Here is an 18065-nt window from a genome sequence, read left to right as displayed (position 1 = left end):
GGTGGCGCCCCGGCCGCCGAATGGCGCGGGCCGCCACGGGCACCTGATGATCCCAGGGGGCACGCCCCCGCCGATGCCCCCGTTGACACCCCCTCGGAGAGAGCGAGACAGCGTCATGAGTCTTCTGCGTCTGGCCGGCCGGCCGATGCTCGCCTCGATGTTCGTCGCGGGCGGCCTGCAGTCGCTGCGCAGGCCGCAGGACGTGGCCCCGGCGGCCGAGCCGGTCGTGCGGCCGGTGGCCGACCGCGTTCCGGTGCTGCCGGACAGCACGGAGCAACTCGTACGGCTGAACGGCGCCGTGCACGTGGCGGGCGGCCTCATGCTCGGGCTCGGCCGCTGCCCGCGGCTGGCCGCGCTGGCCCTCGCGGTGACCCTGGTGCCCACCACGCTGGCCGCGCACCGGTACTGGAACGCCGAGGACCCGTCCGAACGCGCCCAGCAGCGCATCCACTTCCTCAAGAACCTGTCGATGATGGGCGGGCTGCTCATCGCGGCAGACGACACGGGCGGCGCGCCCTCGTGGCTGTGGCGCGGCCGGCACGCCGCCCGGGGGCTGCGGCACGACGCCCACCTGGTGCAGCGTTCGGTCCGGGCCGCGGCCGGTCCCGCGTCCCGCGCGGGCGGCGTCCGGGCCAGGCTCGGCGTCTGAGGCGGGAGTTAGCCCACCACGCTCGGGGGGACCCGGTCGTTCCCGATGCCCGTGGCGGTCGTTCCCGCGCCCGCCACGACCCTCTGGAGGTGGACATGGGACACGGCGGAAACGTCATCGACGAGCTGACGACCGATCACCGTGAGGTCGAGGAACTCTTCGGCAGGATCGAGGCTCTGCCGCCCGGTCACAAGGACCGCAAGCTGTACGCCGATCAGGCCACGATCGAGTTGGTGCGGCACTCGGTGGCGGAGGAGGCCTACCTGTACCCGGCGGTCCGGGAGCACGTGGAGGGCGGTGGCGCCCTCGCGGACAAGGAGCTCGAGGACCACGCCGGCGCCGAGCAGATCATGAAGGACCTGGAAGGACTCGCGGCGGACGACGCCGAGTTCGACCGGCTGATCGGCAAGCTGATGAGCGAGATCCGTGAGCACGTCGCCGACGAGGAGGGCAACCTGTTCCCGAGGCTCCGTGCGGCGTGTCCCGCCGAGGCCCTGGACGAACTGGGCGAGAAGGTCCGCCGGGCGAAGAAGACCGCGCCGACCCGGCCGCATCCCTCCACCCCGGACAAGCCCCCGATGAACAAGCTGCTCGCGCCCGGCGCGGGCATGGTCGACCGGGTGCGGGACGCGCTGTCGGGGCGCGGCAAGTCCGGCTGAGCGGCCCCCGCCGGCACCCGTGCCAGGGGCCCGTCGCCACGGCGACGGGCCCCTGGCACGTGTCGGGGTACGGCCCGCCGCTCACGTCCACCACTCCCCCGTCCGCCCCTTCGCCGGCACCCCGGTCGCCTCCGGGAGCGGGTCGGGCCGGTCCCGGAGGGCGGCGACGGTGCGTTCCAGGCCCTCCTGCCAGGTGACCCGCGGCAGCCAGCCGAAGATCTCGCGGGCGAAGCCGGTGACCGGCCGGGGCCCGACGGGCTCGTCCCCGGTGTCCTCGACGAACCTGAGCGGCGAGCGGGAGCCGGTCAGCTCGATCACCCGTCGGGCGATCTCCGCGGCCGTCGGCTCCTCGTCGCCGCCGAGGTCCACGGGCCGCACGGAGCTTCCGGCCGCGACCAGCAGAACGCCGTCGACCATGTCGTCGACGTAGCACAGCGGGTGGGTGCGGCTGCCGTCCCCGGGGACGGTGACCGGCCGTCCGGCCAGGGCCTGCTCGATGAGGGCGCCCGGGGTGCCCCCGCAGTCCGTCCGCATGCCGGGGCCGTAGCCGGTGAACAGCCGGACGATCCCGGCGTTCGAACCGTGGGCGCCCGCGTGGGCGGCGACCAGGGCCTCGGCGAACCGGACGGCCTCGGCGCGCACGCTGTGCGGCCGGACCGGGTCGGCGTCGTCCGGTACGTCGCCCACCGGGCCGGCGGGGCCCGCCGGCGGGGAGGATGCGAGCAGGAACCGGGCGCCGTCCCGCTCCGCGACGGCCAGCGCGGTGCGGGTGCCCAGGCTGCCGGTGTCGAGGACGTCCACGGGCTGCCGGGGCCGGGCTGCCAGGGTTCCGGGACCCGCCAGGTGCAGGACCAGGTCGTAGGGGCCCCGGAGGGCGTCCGCGCAGCCGGGTTCGCAGACGTCCCGTTCGAGGAAGCGGAAGCCGGGGCGGCCCGCGAGGTGGGCCACCTTCTCGGCGCGCCCCGTGGAGAGGTTGTCCAGGCAGTCGACCTCGGCGCCCGCGTCGAGCAGCCGGGTGCACAGGTGGGAGCCGAGGAATCCGGCGCCGCCGGTCACCAGGACCCGGTCCCAGGGCGCGCGGGACTCCCCTCGGCTGAACGCCGCCGTCGGCATCATGAGGACGACCCTTCTCCTCGGCGAGGCACTGCCGGAGCGCCGGGTGCGGACACGGAGCGCGCGCTGCGCCCGGGGGCACGCCCGGCGCGCCCGAAACGCGCCCCGAGTGCCCCGCCGGGCCGCTCACATGCGCCGGTGCCCGCCGCCGGTCCGCCTCGCCGTGACCGCCGTCACGCCCGCCGGTCGTGCTCCGTCCGGCGCCCGGTGCCGCACACCCGTGCTGTGAGCAAGCCCACTCGGCCCGCCAAGTACGTCGCGGGCCACGGTTGTTGGCCGGCCCGGGCAGCGGGCGGGGGCGCGTACCGGCGAGGACTCGCCGGTGCCTTCTGCCACGATGGTCGGCGCCGTCTCCGGCTCAGTGGAACGGCCGCGCAACGCAGCCGGCGTACTCGTTCCCGTCCGTTTCCCCCTCCGGGTCCCCCGACCCGCCTTCGAGTGGCGCCCTGTGTCTTCTTCCCCCGTCTCCGCCCCGCCGCCTCCCGCTCCCGCGCCGTCCCGGCCCGCGGCCGCCTCGCCGTGGCGCTCCCTGCGGTACCGCAGCATGCGCTGGTGGTCGGTCGCGAACTTCGTGTCCAACGCCGGTACGTGGATGCAGATGACCGTGCAGAACCTGCTGGTGCTGCAGATCACCGGGTCCGCCGCGGCGACGGGCCTGTCCATGTCGGTCCAGGCCGCGCCGGCCCTGCTGATCAGCGTGTTCGGCGGGGCGGCCGTGGACCGCTGGCCGCGCAAGCTGACCGCCGCGGTCAGCCAGGCACTGCTCGGCGCGGTGGCCTTCGTGACCGCGCTCATGGTGGCGCTGGACCGGCTCGACGTGACCTCGCTGATGGTGCTGGCCGCCGTCACCGGCGTCGTCGCCACCGTGGACGGCCCGGCGTGTTCCCTGCTGGGCAACGACCTCGTCCCGCGCGAGGACGTGCCCTCCGCGATCGGAGTGGGCGCGCTGGTGCACCAGGCGGGCCGGCTCACGGGCGCCGCCCTCGCCGGAGTGACGGTCGGCTTCCTGGGCACGGCCGCCGCGTACGCCGCCAACGGGCTGTCGTTCCTGTTCGTGGCCTCGGTGATCCCCTTCCTGCGGCCGGTGCGCGGTGCGGTCGGACACCGGGCGGCGGCGAAGGACGCCGCTGCGCCGGAGAGCATGGGCGTGCGCGAGGGGCTGGCCTTCTTCGCCCGCCGTCCCCGGCTGCTGGCGCTGGCCGGGGTCACGGGCGTGAGCGCCGTCTTCGGCCGCAACTACCAGTTGACGCTGGCCGTGCTGGTCACGGGGCCGCTGGCGGGCGGGGCCGGGTCGTTCGGCACGGTCTCCACGGTGCTGGCGGCCGGCGGCATCGTCGGCGCCGTGCTCGGCGCCCGGCTGCGCCGCCCCTCCGTACGGGTGGTGGGCGCGCTGGCGGCGGCGGGCGGGCTGCTGCAGGTGGTGGCGGGGATGTCGCCGTCGCTGGCCGTCCTGCTGGTGATGGTGCTGCCGATGGCCGTGGTGGAGTCCGTCTCCGACACCGCGGGCACGGCGGTGCTGCAGACCGACCCGCCCGCCCGCATGCGCGGCCGGGTGCTCGGCGTGTGGGGCAGCATCGGCACGGTGTGGAGCCTGGGCGGTCCTCCGGCGCTGGGCCTCCTGATGGAGCTGGCCGGTGCCCGCGGCGCCCTGATCGTGGGCGGGCTGGTCATCGCCGCCGCCATCGGTGCGGGCCACCTCCTGCACGGACGCCTGGCGACGGCGCCGCGGGTGTCTCCGGTGGCGAACCTGGAGACGGCCGCCTGAGGCCGTGCGGGGTGGCCGAGGTACCCGCAGGGCGTTCCCGGCCGGGCGCGGGGTCGGGCGACGAGGGGCGGGGTCAGGCGACGAGGGCCTGGCCCGGATCCAGCCGGGTCACGAGCTGGGCGTGGTGCAGGGCCGCGACGGGGGCGACGAGGTCGGGGTGGCGCAGCAGCGCCGCGGCCCGGCGGTCCGCCGCGTCGGGGGCGAGCAGGCGCCGGAACTCCACCGGTGTCCCGGCCGGGCCGCCGCCCCCGGTCAGCGCGGCGACGGCCGGTCCGGCGAGCGCCGGGTCGGTCAGCAGACAGGCCGCCCAACTGGCGACGACCTCGTCCACCCAGGTCCGCCAGGCGTCCGCGTCGGGATCGGCGGACGGCGCGCCGTCGGCGCCGGTGATCCAGTCGAGCCGGGCGGAGCCGCCGGGGCCCGTCACGTCCAGCAGCGCGACGTCCATCGGGGTGGGGTAGCGCAGCCGGGCCGCCACCGTCACGGCCTGCCGGGCCTGCGCCTCGCACAGGGCGTCGGCCAGCGCACCGCCGGAGGCGGGGTAGGCGCGCAGGAGCCACTGCGCGGTCGCCGCGATGACGGGGGAGAGGTCTGTGTGCACTGCCGGGCCGTCCGAACTGCTCGTCGTGGGGAACACGGGTCCGTGGAAAACGGTAGCCCGCGGCGCGCCCCGCGGGACATGGCACGGCTCTCGCCCGCGGCGTGGCCTCGGCCACACCGCACCCCGGTACGGTCGGCGCGGCCGTGACCCGCGGGGCCTGGCCCGTGCCGCCGCTCCCACGCGAACCGACCCCGCCCCACGAAGAAACCGAACACCACCACCAGCACCGGACCGACCGCACCGCGCCGCCCACGCCCCTACGGCATGGCCCCCGCCGCACCCCACCCCGACACGGTCTGCACGACCACAAAACCGCCAACGCGAGGCCCACCCCGGGCGCGCCGCTCCCACGTGAACCGACCCCGCGCCCACGAGGAAACCGGACGACACCGGCGGCCCCGCGCCGCCCGCGCCCACGGTGCCCACGCTGCCGATCCTGCCCCGGTCCGCGGCATGGACTCCGCCGCACCGCGGGCCGCCGGCCGCGGCCCCGTCCCCGGGTGCGACCCTGTATCCCGTTCGCCGATCACCGGGTTCCCGCCCGGTTCACCGGTGTGGAGGAGAAGCCCTGAGTACCGCCGTCCTCTCCGAGGCCGTCCCCGTCGCCCTGCTGCTGGGCGTCCTCGCCTTCGCCGTGCTGCGCCCCCGGGGCCTGCCGGAGGCGGTGGCCGCCGTGCCCGCCGCCGTGCTGGTGGTGGCGCTCGGCACGGTCACCCCGCGCGAGGCGTGGGAGCAGACCCGGACGCTGCTGCCGGTCATCGTCTTCCTCGCGCTGGTGCTGATGCTGGCGTACCTGTGCGCGAAGGAGGGCCTCTTCGAGGCGGTCGGCGCGGCCGTGGCCCGCCGGTGCGGGGGAAGTCCGCGGCGTCTGCTGGCCGGGGTGTTCGCCATGGCCTGCGCGGTCACGGCCGTGCTCAGCCTGGACGCCACCGCCGTCCTGCTCACCCCCGTGGTCCTGGCCACCGCGGCCCGGGCCGGCGCCCGGGCCCGCCCGCACGTGTACGCGACGGCGCACCTGGCGAACTCCGCCTCGCTGCTGCTGCCGGTGTCCAACCTGACCAACCTGCTGGCGTTCACGGCCAGCGGGCTGACCTTCACGCGGTTCGCCGTGCTGATGGCGCTGCCCTGGGCGGCCGCGATCGCCGTGGAGTACGCCGTGTTCCGCCGGTTCTTCCGCGCGGACCTGGCCGAGCCCGTGCCCGCCGCTCCCGCCCGGGTCGCTCCCGTGCCCGCGAAGAAGCCGGACGACGAGGCCGGTGCCGGGCCGGCCGCGCCGCCCGCGCCGACGGTGCCCCGTTTCACCGTCGTCGTCGTGGCCCTCACGCTGGCCGGGTTCGCGCTGGCCTCGCCGGCCGGGGTGGCGCCCGCCTGGGCGGCGCTCGGCGGTGTACTGGTGCTCGGCGGACGTGCGCTGGCCCGGCGCCATGTCACGCCCCGGGAGCTGGCGGGCGCCGCGGCGCCGTTGTTCTGCGTGTTCGTGCTGGCCCTCGGCATCGTGGTGGGGGCGGTGATGACGGGCGGCGCCGCCTCGGGGCTGGAACGGCTGCTGCCGGACGGGGACTCCCTGCCCGCGCTGCTCGGGGTGGCGGCGGTAGCCGCGCTGCTGGCCAACCTCGTCAACAACCTGCCGGCCGTGCTGGCCCTGCTCCCGCTGGCCGCGCCCGCCGGTCCCGCCCAGGTCCTCGCCGTGCTGATCGGCGTGAACCTGGGCCCCAACCTGACCTACGTCGGTTCGCTGGCGACCCTGCTGTGGCGGCGCATCCTGCACCGGCAGGGCATCGAGGTGGAGCTGGGCCGGTTCACCCGGCTGGGGCTGCTCACCGTGCCCACCACGGTCGCCGCCTCGACGGCGGCCCTGTGGGTGGCGGTGCGCCTCGTCGGCACCTGAGTACGGCCCCTGCCGGTGCCCGCCCGTCAGCGCCGGTCAGTGCGGGTCGGCGCCGGCCGGCGCCGGTCACTGGGTCGCGACGACGAGGCAGCGCCGCAGTTCCGCCACGGCCTCGGGCGCACCCTCGACCCGTACGTCGCCGTCCCCGCCCTCGCCCGCCCGGTTCCACAGCGACCTCAGCACGCTCTCCGGGGAGCCGCTCAGCCTCACGTCGGCGGTGCCGTCGCCCGCGCCGTCCGTGACGGTGAACTCCCCCGGACCGGTCCGCACCCGCCACGCCGCCTCGTCGCCGGCCCGCACCAGGAACGTACGGCCCGGCGAGCCGTCCAGGATGCCGGTGAAGTAGTCGCCCCACTCGGCCACGGCGTACGCGGCGAACACCTTGAGCACTTCGTCGATCCCGTCCACGGCGAGGTCGTCCGGTACGGCGGTGACGGGCCGGCCGGTGGCGAGCTCGGCGTCGATGCGGTGGACGACGGTCTCCTGCGCCATCCGCCGGATCCAGAAGCCGACGCTCTGGTCGGGGCCGTACCAGGTGGCGGCCGGGTCCTCGGGGGCGCGGGCGGCGAACTCGGCGCGCAGCGCGGCGTAGCCCCGGTCGAGGAGTGCCGTCGGGGGCTCGTCGGCGAACTCCGCGGGCGGCCAGGGCTCGGGCTCGGCCCCGTCGCGCATGGCTGCGGTCTTGTGCAGGTAGACCCCGCCGACGTGGCGGGTCAGGTCGGCGACGGTCCAGCCGGGGCAGGTCGGCACGGGGGCGTCGGCGTCCGTGCCGACGACGGCCCGCAGCCGGTCGTGGTCGGCCGCGAGGCAGTCGAGGAATCGGGTGTACTCCATGCCGCCGAGCCAAGCACAGGCTCAGGCCCCCGGCACGGTCTTTCCGGCGGGCGCCGGATTCACCAGGCCGGGCTGGGCACCGCCGGGCGGCGGACCGCCTCGGCCGCGTCCCGCAGGTGCAGCGCGACGCTGATCAGGGCGCGCAGGGCGGAGGGCCGCAGGCTCTGGGCGCTCTCGGCGGCCAGCACCAGCAGACAGCCCGCGGCCTGCTCGACGACCGGGACGGAGAAGGCGAAGTCGTCGCCGTCGGCCCCGCGGAACGCGCGCCACGGCGTGGCGGCACCGTCGATGGCCTTGTGCACCGCCTGCTCGAGGTGCTGTGCGGCCTGCCGGCACACGGGGGCGGGCAGGGTGATGGTGCGATGAAACGCTGAACTGGTCATACTCCCATTGCTCCCCCGTGCCCGAGGTGTCCGATAGACGTATCCGGCGCTTTTCACCGGGTCGGCGGGCAGCCGGCCCTCCGCGGCGGGCCCCGGTTCGGACCTGCCCGGGCACGCGGTGTCGGCCTAGGCTCGCGGCATGGATTCCGTCACCTCGTCCTCGGCCGTAGCGGCCCGCTTCACCGGCCGGACGGCCACCGTCGAGCGCCCGCTGTCCGGCGCGCTCACCGAAGTCGGCCTCGACGACGGCCGCACGGTGGTGGTCAAGCTCGCGGACTCCCCCGGCGCGGCACGGGCCGAGGCCGCGGGGCTGCGCTGGCTGGCGGACGCCGGCACGGTGCGGATCCCCGCGGTGCACGGCGTGGACGGGCGCCGGCTGGTCTCGGACCGGGTGGCGCAGGGGCCGTCGAGCGCCGGGGCGGCGGTGCGGTTCGGCCGGGACCTGGCCGGGCTGCACGCCGCCGGGGCGCCGGCGTTCGGGTCCGCGCCGCCCGGTGGCCCCGAGGAGGCGTACATCGGGCTCGCCCCGATGCGCAACGTCACCGGGGACGACTGGCCCCGGTGGTACGCCGCGCACCGCGTGCTGCCGTACCTGCGCCGCGCCGTCGACGCCGGCACCGTACGGACCGGTGAGGCGGCCGTCGTCGAGCGGGTCTGCGAGCGCCTGCCCGAACTGGCCGGGCCCGCGGAACCGCCCGCCCGGCTGCACGGCGACCTGTGGAACGGCAACGTGCTGTGGGGCGCCGACGGGCACGTCCGCCTGATCGACCCGGCCGCCCACGGCGGGCACCGGGAGACCGACCTGGCGATGCTGCGCCTGTTCGGCTGTCCGCACCTGGACCGGGTCCTGGCGGGCTACCGGGAGGCGGCTCCGCTCGCCGGGGGCTGGGAAGGCCGGGTCGGCCTGCACCAGCTCTTCCCGCTGCTGGTGCACGCCGTGGTGTTCGGGCGCGGTTACGCCGAGCAGGCGGTCACGGCGGCGCGCACGGCGCTGCGCCACGCGGGCTGAGACCCGCCGTCCGCCGTTCCAGTCCCCCGTACTGTCCCAGTGGGTCACATGTCCCACTGGGTCACATGTCTCAACGGGTCACATGTCCCAATGGGACATGAACGGGTGTAGTCTCGGAGACATGACGGCGACGAAGCCCTCCCCCACCACCGAGGACCGGCGGCAGCGCAAGGCGCGGCAGACCCGCGACGCGCTGGCCACCGCCGCCTGCGACCTGATCCTGGAGCGCGGGCCGGCGGCGGCCACGGTGGAGGCGATCGCCGAGCGCGCGGACGTCACGCGCCGCACGTTCAGCCGGCACTTCGCCGGCAAGGAGGACGCGGCGCTCGACTTCGTCCGGCGGGACGGCGAGCGGATCAACGCGCTGCTGCGCGCCCGCCCCGCGACGGAGCCGCCCCTGCTGGCCTACCGCAGGGCGGTCCGGGACTGGCTGACCGACCGGGAGGACCCGGCCTGGCACGTACGGCCGCGCATGCGCCGCCTGCTGGCCCTGGCCGACACCGAGCCGGAGCTGTTCGCCGCCTACCAGCGCATCCGGGTCGACGCCCAGGAGGAGTCGATCCGCATCGTCGCCGGCCGGCTCGGCACGGACGACGTCCGGGACGTGCGCCCGGCCGTCGTCGTCGACGCCGCCGCCGGAGTCCTGATTGCCGCCCTGCGCCTGTGGGCACGCGGCGACGAACGGGACTCGGGAGCCGCAGACCTCGCCGCCCTCGTGGAGCGGGCCTACGACGCCCTGACCTCGGAGGCCGCGGCCGCGACCCCCGACAGCACCACCGAAGAGTGAGAACAGCACCATGAGCACCACTCCTGCCAGCACCGAGTACGCCACCGAGTTCACCGGGCGTACCGTCCTCGTCACCGGCGCCGCCTCCGGCATCGGACTGGCCACCGCCCGCAGGCTGGCCGCCGGCGGCGCGAACGTCGTCGTCGCCGACTTCAACGCCGAGGGCGCCGAGCAGGCCGCCGCCGAGCTGCGGGCCGCGGGCGCCGGGGCGACCGCCGTCGAGCTGGACGTGACCCGCCCGGAGTCCGTCGAGGCGGCCGTGAAGTCCGCGGTCGACACCTACGGCGGCCTGGACCTCGCCGTGAACAACGCGGGCATCGGCGGCCCCAGCGCCCCGACCGGCGAGTACGACGTCGACGCCTACCAGCGCGTCGTGCGCACCAACCTCGACGGCGTCTTCTACTCGATGCGCTACGAACTGCCCGCCATCCTGGCCGCGGGCCGGGGCGGCTCGATCGTCAACGTCGCCTCGATCCTCGGCTCGGTCGGCTTCGCGGGCTCGCCCGCCTACGTCGCCGCCAAGCACGGCGTGGTCGGACTGACCAAGGCCGCCGCGGCCGAGTACGCGGCCCAGGGCGTACGCATCAACGCGGTCGGCCCCGGCTTCATCGACACCCCGCTGCTGAAGACCATGGACGAGGCCGCCTACAAGGGCCTGGTGGCCCTGCACCCGGCCGGCCGCCTCGGCCGGTCCGAGGAGGTCGCCGAGCTGATCGCCTTCCTGCTGTCCGACCGGGCGTCCTTCGTCGCGGGCAGCTACCACCTGGTCGACGGCGCCTACACCGCCGTCTGACCACCGGTCGTCCACCCCGGGGGGAACGAGAACAAAGGAGTTCGGTCATGAAGGCACTGCAGTACCGCACCATCGGGGCCCCGCCCGAGGTCGTCACCATTCCCGACCCGGAGCCCGGGCCCGGCCAGGTGCTGTTGAAGGTCACCGCGGCCGGCGTCTGCCACTCCGACATCGCGGTGATGAGCTGGCCGGCCGAGGGCTTCCCGTACGAGCTGCCGCTCACCCTCGGCCACGAGGGCGTCGGCACCGTGGCCGCCCTGGGCGCCGGGGTGACCGGGCTCGCCGAGGGCGACGCGGTCGCCGTGTACGGGCCCTGGGGCTGCGGCACCTGTGCCAAGTGCGCGGAGGGCAAGGAGAACTACTGCCTGCGCGCCGGCGAGCTGGGCATCAACCCGCCCGGGCTCGGCCGTCCGGGCTCGATGGCGGAGTACCTGCTCGTCGACGACCCCCGGCACCTGGTCCCGCTGGACGGGCTCGACCCGGTCGCCGCGGTACCGCTGACCGACGCCGGACTGACGCCGTACCACGCGATCAAGCGGTCGCTGCCCAAGCTGGTCCCCGGCTCCACCGCGGTGGTCATCGGCACGGGCGGTCTCGGTCACGTGGCGATCCAGTTGCTGCGCGCCCTGTCCTCCGCCCGGGTCGTCGCCCTGGACGTCAGCGAGGACAAGCTGCGGCTCGCCCGTGAGGTGGGCGCGCACGAGGCGGTGCTGTCGGACGCGAAGGCGGCGGACGCGGTGCGTGAGATCACCGGCGGTCTCGGCGCCGAGGCCGTCTTCGACTTCGTCGGCGTGGTGCCCACCGTGAAGACCGCGGGGGCCGTCGCGGCCGTCGAGGGCGATGTCACGCTCGTCGGCATCGGAGGCGCCTCGCTGCCCGTCGGGTTCGGCATGCTGCCGTTCGAGGTGTCGGTCAACGCGCCCTACTGGGGCAGCCGCAGCGAACTGATCGAGGTGCTGAACCTCGCCCGCTCCGGAGCCGTGTCGGTGCACACCGAGACGTACTCCCTGGACGAGGCCCCGCTCGCCTACGAGCGCCTGCACGAGGGCAAGGTCAACGGCCGCGCGGTGATCCTGCCCAACGGCTGACCGGCGGGGGCGCGACCGGTCCCCCGTTCCGGTCGTGCCCCCTGCTCCTCGAACCTACGCGGGCGGCTCCGGCGTTGTGAATCGTGCCGGTGCCCGCTGCCGGGCCGGAAGGACTCACTCGTGCACAGGTGAGTCCGGATGGCCCGGTTTCGTCCCGGGCAGGCGGGGCTCGCCGAGCGCGCCGGTCGCCAGGTGGGCCAGCACGACCTCGTACAGATCGCTGCCGGCGGCGAGCAGCTCGCGCTCCAGGACGGGCTCGGCGCTGCGCACGTGCTCGCGGACGGTCTGCGCGTGCATGCCGAGCTTCTGCGCCGCACGCTCGGCGTTGCCCCCGGCGGCGATCCAGGTCCGCAGGGTGCGTCGCAGGTCCCGGCCGTCCGCGTCGAGCCGGCCCAGCAGATCGGCGGCCCAGGTGCGCGGCGCGGCCCCCGACAGCAGCTCGCCGAGCCGGACGGCGCCGGTCCGCGCGCCGGCCCCCGGCGGGGGTTCGGCCAGCCCGATCTGGCAGTTCAGGGCGAGGTGCACGGCGGCCCGCACGGTCAGGTCGGCGAAGTCCGTGCGCAGCAGCGACTCGACCCGTTCCATCCGGGCGCGGACCGTGTTGCGGCTGACGCCGAGGACCTTCGCCGTGCTGACGGCGGTGAACTCCAGGCCGAGCCGGGTGGTGGCGAGCAGTTCGGCGCGCGTGGGGTGCGACAGGGTGTCGAGCGGGCTGAGTACCCCGGCCGTCCAGTCGTGCAGCCCGACCGGGTCCATCAGTCGCTCGGGGCGGGTGCGCTCGGCGTACAGGGCCGCCTTGCCGGGGTGGAACCGGGCCACGGCCAGGGCGCTGACGGCCTGTCCGTAGGCGGCCGCGGTGCGGGCGAGGCCCTGGGGGGCGCTGCCGCCGAGGAAGACGCCGGGACGGCGGCCGACCAGTGCGCGCAGCTCCTGCCCGGCGCTGTCGCGCGGTGCGAGGACGATCACGTGACCGTCCACCGCCGGACACCGCACGACCAGCGCCCGTTCCCCCGTCGCCGACACGCACTCCTCGGCGATGCGGTCCCGTTCCGCGGGGCTGCTCTCCACGACGTAGACGCAGGCCGTGTCGGTGTCCAGGAGGCCGGGCCAGAGTCCGGCGGCCACCCGGCGGGCGGAGACGGTGTCCTCGACCATCAGCAACTGCAGGATGGCCAGGCGCAGGTCCGACGTGGCCCGGCGAAGCCGCCGCCCGGCCGCGGTCGACTCGTGGCCGGCCAGCAGCAGCTCCACCACCTGGGCGGTGTGCGTGACGATCTGGAAGACGTCCCGGTCGAAGGGCGCCTCGCGCACCACGGCGAGCACCGCGGCACCGTCCGGCCGGGACCGTTCCACGCGGACGAGCCGCAGATGGCGGCCCCGGTCCTCCAGCGCGGCCGAGGCGATACGGCCGGAGGTGACGTCGGCGACCAGCGCCTCGTCGAGCGGGACGCGGGTGCCGGCCAGCAGCCTGCCGGTGCCGTCCTGCAGCGAGACGGTGGCGTGCGCGGCGCCGGCCAGCCAGGCCACCACCCGGTTGGGGTCGCGTCCGGCCGGACGCAGGTGCCCGAGCAGTTCCCGCGCCCATTCCGCCTGCTCACCGGCGCCGGGCGTCCGCTGCCCTCTCGCGTCCTCACGGCCCGCCACGTCGGCCTTCTCCTTGTCTCGCCCGGTGCCCTCCCCCAGGCCGGGGACGTTACCCCATGGTCCTGTGCCGGGCCCTTCGCCCGCCGCGGCGGGCGGACCGCCGGGCCTGTCGGGCGCCAGGGCCGGGCGGGCATAAGCTCGGTGAATGGCGAAGTACTTCGACGTGCACCCCGACAACCCCCAGCCGCGCAGCATCGCCCAGGTCGCCGACAGCGTCCGCTCCGGCGCTCTCATCGCGTACCCGACGGACTCCTGCTACGCGCTGGGCTGCCGGCTGGGCAGCCGCGACGGGATCGACCGCATCCGCTCCATCCGGCACCTGGACAACCGGCACCACTTCACCCTGGTCTGCCAGGACTTCGCGCAGCTCGGGCAGTTCGTACAGATCGACAACGACGTGTTCCGGGCGATCAAGGCGTCGACCCCGGGCAGTTACACCTTCATCCTGCCGGCGACGAGGGAGGTGCCGCGCATGCTCCAGCATCCCAAGAAGAAGACGGTCGGCGTCCGCATCCCCGACCACGTGGTCGCCCAGGCCCTGCTCGCCGAACTCGGTGAACCGCTGCTGTCCAGCACGCTGTTGCTCCCCGACGAGGAGGAGCCGATGACGCAGGGCTGGGAGATCAAGGACCGGCTCGACCACGTGGTGGACGCGGTCGTGGACTCCGGGGACTGCGGCACGGAGCCCACCACGGTCGTCGACTTCTCCGACGGCGGGGCGGAGATCGTGCGGCGGGGCGCGGGCGACACGTCGCGGTTCGAGTAGCCGCCCGCCCGCGGGCGACAGCAGACAGCACGACAGGAACGACCGGAACACCGGCGAGAGCGGCAAGAACGGCAAGAACGGCAAGAACGAGAGAAGGGCGTGCCCCCCGATGACCGCAGTGCAGGGAAGCGACGTCGGCATCCCCACCGACGACGGCGTCGCCGACGCCTACCTGACCCGTCCGGCCGACGGCGGACCGCACCGCGCGGTCCTCGTGTACATGGACGCCTTCGGGCTGCGCCCGGGCCTGCGCGCCATGGCGGACCGGCTGGCCGGTGCCGGGTACGCCGTCCTGGTGCCGAACGTCTTCTACCGCGGCGGACGGGCGCCCGTCGTGGAACTGCCGGAGTTCATCGGCCCGGAGGAACGGCCGGAGATCTTCCGGCGGCTCGACCCCGTCCGGAAGGCGCTGTCCCCGAAGCGGGCGATGCGGGACGCGGGCGCCTACCTGGACTGGCTGGCCCGGGCACCGCAGGCGGCCGAGGGGCCGGTCGCGGTGACCGGCTACTGCATGGGCGCCGCCCTCGCCCTGCGCACCGCCGGCACCTACCCGGACCGGGTCGCCGCGGTGGCCGGTTTCCACGGCGGCAACCTGGCGACGGACGGTCCGCACAGCCCGCACCTGGTGGCCGGGGACATCGCCGCCGAGGCGTACTTCGCCCACGCGGACCGGGACCCGGGCATGCCCGCCGAGCAGCAGGAGCGGCTGGAGGCGGCCCTGACCGCGGCCGGGGTGACCCACCGCTGCGAGGTCTACGCGGGCGCGCACCACGGCTACACCCAGGCCGACACCTCCGCGTACGACGAGGAGGCGGCGGAACGTCACTGGGACGCGCTGCTCGGACTCCTGGCCCGGACGCTCTGACTCCGGCCCCGCGAACCCGCCCGCACCGGGCCGGAGTTGACCCTCCGGCCCCCGTCCAGTCCCGGTTCGGCCCCCGTCCGGCCGCCGGTCCGGGCGTTGTTACCGTGCCCGGATGTCCAACTCCTCACGTGATGGTGCCGAGGGCGCCGGCTGGGGCTCCGCCGAGCCCGGCTCCTACCGGGCGCTCATGCCGCGGCACCCCGGGAAAGTGTCCTGGCTGAACCCGGGAACCCTGTGGGCCGCCCGCAACGGCGTACTGGCCTCCTGGTTCGGTGACCCCACCGGCCGCACCCGCTCCCGCTGGGTGGCACAGCGGGCGGCGGCCGGGGCACCGGCCGACAAGGTGATCCGGCGGGAGGACCCCGACCGGTTCTCCTTCCTGGTCGTCGGCGACACGGGTGAGGGCGGCGACTCCCAGTACGCCGTCGTGCCCGGGCTGTTGAAGGCGGGCGGGGACACCCGGTTCGCGGTGCTCGCGAGCGACGTGATCTACCCGGTGGGCAGCGCCGACGACTACGGCCCGAAGTTCTTCCGCCCCTACCGCGACTACCCGGCGCCCGTCTACGCGATACCGGGCAACCACGACTGGTACGAGGACCTCGGCGCCTTCATGCGCGTCTTCTGCGACGACGCCCCGCCGCTGCCGCCGGAACCCGCGCCGCGCCCGTTCACCGCCGCGTGGCTGCGCTCCCTGCTGTGGCACCGGCCGCGCCCGGACGACGGCGCCCGTCTGGACGAGGCGCGCGAGCTGCGCCCGGCCCCGGCCCAGCGGGCCGTCCAGCCGGGGCCGTACTGGGCCGTCGACGCCGGTCCGGTCAGGATCGTCGGCATCGACACGGGGCTGCTCGGCACGGTCGACGCCGAGCAGGGCGCCTGGCTGCGCGAGGTGTCGGCGGGCGACCGCCCGAAGATCCTCGTCACCGGCTCGCCCCTGTACGTGGACGGCGAGCACCACCCGTGCGCCATCGAGGGCGGCGGCACGGTCGACGCCGTCGTGCGCGACCCGGCCCACCACTACGTCGCGGCGATCGGCGGCGACATCCACAACTACCAGCGCTATCCGGTCGACGTGGGCGGCGGCCGGACCGTGCAGTACGTCGTGGCGGGCGGCGGCGGTGCGTTCATGCACGCCACCCACACCATCCCGCGCGTCTCGGTGGCGGGCGTCACCGAGGACGACTTCCGCTCCTACCCGCTGCGCGGCGACTCGCTCGCCTTCTACAGCGCCCTGTACGGCCGGCGGCTGCGGCTGCGGCGCCTGTTCACCCTCACGGAGGCCGAGGCGACGGCCGTGATCGCCGAACGCCTCGGCATCCGCACCGGCCGCGCCCCGGGGGACGGCGCGCGGGTCACCCGGCGCACCCGGATCGTGGCCGGGCTGCTGGGCACGGCGCGGCGGCCCGAACGCCGCAAGCGGTTCCGGCTGCCCGTGCGCAAGATGTACACCTCGGTGTTCTCGCCCGGTTCCGCGACGTACCGCCCGCCCTTCTTCAAGTGCTTCCTGCGGCTGGACGTGACGCCGGAGTCGGTCCGGCTGCGCTGCTACGCGGCCACCGGGAACCGGGCGCAGGAGGAGGACCCGCCGGTCGAGGACGAGGTGACGATCCCGCTGGTGCGACCGGCGTCCGGTTGATCACCGGTCCCCGGGTGGGCGAGGCTGGGACCGGGCGGCACCAGCGCCGCGCACAGTCGAGGGAAGGGCTCCACGGTGATCAGCATCCCGGCGTACACGCTCAACGACGGCACCACGCTCCCCGCCCTGGGCCTGGGCACCTGGCCGATGACGGACGACGAGGCCGAGCGGGCGGTCCGCGAGGCCCTGGGCGCGGGGTACCGCCTGATCGACACGGCGGCGAACTACCGCAACGAGACCGGCGTCGGCCGCGGCATCGCCTCCGCGGGTCTCCCCCGCGAGGAGATCGTCGTGACCACCAAGCTGCCCGGGCGGCACCACGGCTACGAGGAGACGCTCGCCTCGTTCGAGGAGTCCCGCGCCCGTCTCGGCGTGGAGTACGTCGACCTGTACCTGATCCACTGGCCGCTGCCGCGCGTGGACAAGTACGTCGAGTCGTGGAAGGCGATGGTCAAACTGCGCGAGGACGGTCTCGTGCGTTCGGTGGGCGTCTCCAACTTCACGGCCGGGCACATCGAGCGGCTGGAGAGGGAGACGGGCGTCCTGCCGTCCGTCAACCAGATCGAGCTGCACCCCCTGTTCCCGCAGGACGAGCTGCGCGCCTACCACGAGCGCAAGGGCATCCGCACCGAGAGCTGGAGCCCGCTGGGCCGGGGCAGCGACCTGCTGGACGACCCCGCCGTCGCCGCGGTCGCCCGGGCGCACGGGGTGACGCCCGCCCAGGCGGTCCTGCGCTGGCACGTCCAACTGGGCGCGGTGCCGATCCCCAAGTCCGCCGACCCGGCGCGGCAGCGGGCGAACCTGGACGTCTTCGGCTTCGAACTGGACGCCGGGCAGATGAGCGCGGTGGCCGACCGCGCGCACCGGCGGATCGGGGGCGACCCGGAGGTGCACGAGGAGTTCTGAGCGGGGTACCCGGGCCGCGTCGGCGAGGGTCTGCCGGAAGGGAGCGCCAGGTGGGCGGCGAGAGCGACGGGCTGCGGGACTACCACGGCAGGCGGGACTTCGGCCGGACGGGTGAGCCCGCCGGCGACGGGGCGCCGGGCGGGGACGGCCCACCCCGTTTCGTCGTGCAGATCCACGACGCGAGCACCCTGCACTTCGACTTCCGGCTGCAGGTGGCGAACGTGCTCAGGTCCTGGTCGGTGCCGAAGGGGCCGTCGGCGGACCCGAGCGACAAGCGGCTCGCGGTGCCGACGGAGGACCACCCGCTGGAGTACGAGGAGTTCGAGGGCGTGATCCCCGCGGGCGAGTACGGGGGCGGCACGGTCATCGTGTGGGACCACGGCACCTACGAGCCGCTGAGCCACGACCGCCGGGGGCGGCCGGTCGACTTCGCCGAGTCGCTGGCGCACGGACACGCCCGGTTCCGGCTGCACGGCGCGAAGCTGCGCGGCGAGTACGCGCTGACCCGCTTCCGCGGCGGTCCGGAGCGCGGCGCCGGTGAGGACGCCGCCTGGCTGCTGGTGAAGACGGCCGGCGGCGGGCGCGGGCACGGGACCCCGGACCCCCGGCGGGCCCGGTCGGCGCGCACCGGCCGCACGCTGGCCCGGGTGGCCGCGGAGGACGGCGGGGCGTAGGGCCGGGG

At 75.5% G+C, this 18065-nt stretch carries 18 protein-coding genes; 13 read left to right on the top strand and 5 right to left on the bottom strand.

Annotation, left to right across the window (positions count from 1 at the left end; translation table 11 throughout):
* Window positions 1-115 precede the first annotated feature (115 nt).
* Both IG88_RS0132110 and IG88_RS0132105 read left to right on the top strand, forming a co-directional pair.
* Window positions 116-649, top strand: coding sequence for a DoxX family protein (locus IG88_RS0132110; protein WP_031048932.1), 534 nt, complete (start codon window positions 116-118; stop codon window positions 647-649).
* Window positions 650-744: 95 nt separating this feature from the next.
* Complete coding sequence (locus tag IG88_RS0132105) at window positions 745-1308, top strand: hemerythrin domain-containing protein (RefSeq protein ID WP_031048930.1); 564 nt, start codon at window positions 745-747, stop codon at window positions 1306-1308.
* Window positions 1309-1389: 81 nt separating this feature from the next.
* On the opposite strand, the gene IG88_RS0132100 is transcribed toward IG88_RS0132105, so the two are convergent.
* Complete coding sequence (locus IG88_RS0132100) at window positions 1390-2424, bottom strand: NAD-dependent epimerase/dehydratase family protein (RefSeq protein WP_031048927.1); 1035 nt, start codon at window positions 2422-2424, stop codon at window positions 1390-1392.
* Window positions 2425-2965: 541 nt separating this feature from the next.
* Between IG88_RS0132100 and IG88_RS0132095 the strand changes: the two genes are divergently transcribed.
* On the top strand, window positions 2966-4186 hold the full coding sequence (locus tag IG88_RS0132095) for an MFS transporter (protein WP_037837166.1): 1221 nt from the start codon (window positions 2966-2968) through the stop codon (window positions 4184-4186).
* A 73-nt stretch (window positions 4187-4259) separates the two neighbouring features.
* On the opposite strand, the gene IG88_RS0132090 is transcribed toward IG88_RS0132095, so the two are convergent.
* A complete protein-coding gene (locus tag IG88_RS0132090) occupies window positions 4260-4787 on the bottom strand; it encodes a hypothetical protein (protein WP_031048922.1) in 528 nt (175 codons plus the stop codon).
* Window positions 4788-5355: 568 nt separating this feature from the next.
* On the opposite strand from IG88_RS0132090, the gene IG88_RS0132085 reads away from it, so the two are divergent.
* Window positions 5356-6675, top strand: a complete 1320-nt coding sequence (locus IG88_RS0132085) for an SLC13 family permease (RefSeq protein ID WP_031048920.1) — start codon at window positions 5356-5358, stop codon at window positions 6673-6675.
* Window positions 6676-6741: 66 nt separating this feature from the next.
* Here the strand turns inward: IG88_RS0132085 and IG88_RS0132080 are convergent, their stop codons facing one another.
* Window positions 6742-7509, bottom strand: a complete 768-nt coding sequence (locus IG88_RS0132080; RefSeq protein WP_031048917.1) for a maleylpyruvate isomerase family mycothiol-dependent enzyme — start codon at window positions 7507-7509, stop codon at window positions 6742-6744.
* A gap of 59 nt (window positions 7510-7568) precedes the next feature.
* Window positions 7569-7892 (bottom strand): hypothetical protein, encoded by a 324-nt coding sequence (locus IG88_RS0132075; protein WP_031048916.1) that lies wholly within the window; start codon window positions 7890-7892, stop codon window positions 7569-7571.
* Between the two features lie 139 nt (window positions 7893-8031).
* Here IG88_RS0132075 and IG88_RS0132070 point away from each other — a divergent pair, with 139 nt between their 5' ends.
* The 4 genes from IG88_RS0132070 to IG88_RS0132055 all read left to right on the top strand — a co-directional run bounded on the left by IG88_RS0132070 (window position 8032) and on the right by IG88_RS0132055 (window position 11569).
* The gene (locus tag IG88_RS0132070; protein ID WP_031048914.1) at window positions 8032-8901 is read left to right on the top strand and encodes a fructosamine kinase family protein; all 870 of its coding nucleotides are present in this window, start codon (window positions 8032-8034) and stop codon (window positions 8899-8901) included.
* 121 nt (window positions 8902-9022) lie between these two features.
* Window positions 9023-9688, top strand: coding sequence for a TetR/AcrR family transcriptional regulator (locus tag IG88_RS0132065; RefSeq protein ID WP_031048913.1), 666 nt, complete (start codon window positions 9023-9025; stop codon window positions 9686-9688).
* Window positions 9689-9698: 10 nt separating this feature from the next.
* Entirely contained in the window at window positions 9699-10481 is a 783-nt protein-coding gene (locus tag IG88_RS0132060) for an SDR family NAD(P)-dependent oxidoreductase (RefSeq protein WP_031048911.1), read from the top strand.
* 47 nt (window positions 10482-10528) lie between these two features.
* Complete coding sequence (locus IG88_RS0132055; protein ID WP_031048909.1) at window positions 10529-11569, top strand: NAD(P)-dependent alcohol dehydrogenase; 1041 nt, start codon at window positions 10529-10531, stop codon at window positions 11567-11569.
* 114 nt (window positions 11570-11683) lie between these two features.
* Here the strand turns inward: IG88_RS0132055 and IG88_RS0132050 are convergent, their stop codons facing one another.
* Entirely contained in the window at window positions 11684-13213 is a 1530-nt protein-coding gene (locus IG88_RS0132050) for a helix-turn-helix domain-containing protein (protein ID WP_031048906.1), read from the bottom strand.
* Between the two features lie 145 nt (window positions 13214-13358).
* On the opposite strand from IG88_RS0132050, the gene IG88_RS0132045 reads away from it, so the two are divergent.
* From IG88_RS0132045 to IG88_RS0132025, 5 genes are all read left to right on the top strand, one after another.
* Complete coding sequence (locus IG88_RS0132045) at window positions 13359-13979, top strand: L-threonylcarbamoyladenylate synthase (RefSeq protein ID WP_031048904.1); 621 nt, start codon at window positions 13359-13361, stop codon at window positions 13977-13979.
* Window positions 13980-14088: 109 nt separating this feature from the next.
* A complete protein-coding gene (locus IG88_RS0132040) occupies window positions 14089-14844 on the top strand; it encodes a dienelactone hydrolase family protein (RefSeq protein ID WP_031048902.1) in 756 nt (251 codons plus the stop codon).
* Between the two features lie 112 nt (window positions 14845-14956).
* Window positions 14957-16477: a metallophosphoesterase family protein gene (locus IG88_RS0132035; protein ID WP_031048899.1), complete on the top strand. Its 1521-nt coding sequence runs from the start codon at window positions 14957-14959 to the stop codon at window positions 16475-16477.
* Between the two features lie 75 nt (window positions 16478-16552).
* Window positions 16553-17383, top strand: coding sequence for an aldo/keto reductase (locus tag IG88_RS0132030; RefSeq protein ID WP_031048897.1), 831 nt, complete (start codon window positions 16553-16555; stop codon window positions 17381-17383).
* A 50-nt stretch (window positions 17384-17433) separates the two neighbouring features.
* Window positions 17434-18057 (top strand): DNA polymerase ligase N-terminal domain-containing protein, encoded by a 624-nt coding sequence (locus IG88_RS0132025; RefSeq protein ID WP_031048895.1) that lies wholly within the window; start codon window positions 17434-17436, stop codon window positions 18055-18057.
* The last annotated feature ends 8 nt before the right edge of the window (window positions 18058-18065 follow it).

The sequence above is a fragment of the Streptomyces sp. NRRL F-5650 genome, from assembly GCF_000721365.1.
In the GTDB taxonomy this organism is placed as follows: Bacteria; Actinomycetota; Actinomycetes; order Streptomycetales; family Streptomycetaceae; genus Streptomyces; species Streptomyces ardesiacus.
Note: the sequence above shows the minus strand (reverse complement) of the source record. Positions and strands in the feature narration are given on the sequence as shown.

Excerpts from the sequence above, each read along its gene's own strand:
- IG88_RS0132110 (WP_031048932.1), top strand. The coding sequence starts at position 116 with ATGAGTCTTCTGCGTCTGGCCGGCCGGCCGATGCTCGCCTCGATGTTC.
- IG88_RS0132105 (WP_031048930.1), top strand. The coding sequence starts at position 745 with ATGGGACACGGCGGAAACGTCATCGACGAGCTGACGACCGATCACCGT.
- IG88_RS0132100 (WP_031048927.1), bottom strand. The coding sequence starts at position 2,424 with ATGATGCCGACGGCGGCGTTCAGCCGAGGGGAGTCCCGCGCGCCCTGG.
- IG88_RS0132095 (WP_037837166.1), top strand. The coding sequence starts at position 2,966 with ATGCGCTGGTGGTCGGTCGCGAACTTCGTGTCCAACGCCGGTACGTGG.
- IG88_RS0132080 (WP_031048917.1), bottom strand. The coding sequence starts at position 7,509 with ATGGAGTACACCCGATTCCTCGACTGCCTCGCGGCCGACCACGACCGG.
- IG88_RS0132075 (WP_031048916.1), bottom strand. The coding sequence starts at position 7,892 with ATGACCAGTTCAGCGTTTCATCGCACCATCACCCTGCCCGCCCCCGTG.
- IG88_RS0132070 (WP_031048914.1), top strand. The coding sequence starts at position 8,032 with ATGGATTCCGTCACCTCGTCCTCGGCCGTAGCGGCCCGCTTCACCGGC.
- IG88_RS0132065 (WP_031048913.1), top strand. The coding sequence starts at position 9,023 with ATGACGGCGACGAAGCCCTCCCCCACCACCGAGGACCGGCGGCAGCGC.
- IG88_RS0132060 (WP_031048911.1), top strand. The coding sequence starts at position 9,699 with ATGAGCACCACTCCTGCCAGCACCGAGTACGCCACCGAGTTCACCGGG.
- IG88_RS0132055 (WP_031048909.1), top strand. The coding sequence starts at position 10,529 with ATGAAGGCACTGCAGTACCGCACCATCGGGGCCCCGCCCGAGGTCGTC.
- IG88_RS0132045 (WP_031048904.1), top strand. The coding sequence starts at position 13,359 with ATGGCGAAGTACTTCGACGTGCACCCCGACAACCCCCAGCCGCGCAGC.
- IG88_RS0132040 (WP_031048902.1), top strand. The coding sequence starts at position 14,089 with ATGACCGCAGTGCAGGGAAGCGACGTCGGCATCCCCACCGACGACGGC.
- IG88_RS0132035 (WP_031048899.1), top strand. The coding sequence starts at position 14,957 with ATGTCCAACTCCTCACGTGATGGTGCCGAGGGCGCCGGCTGGGGCTCC.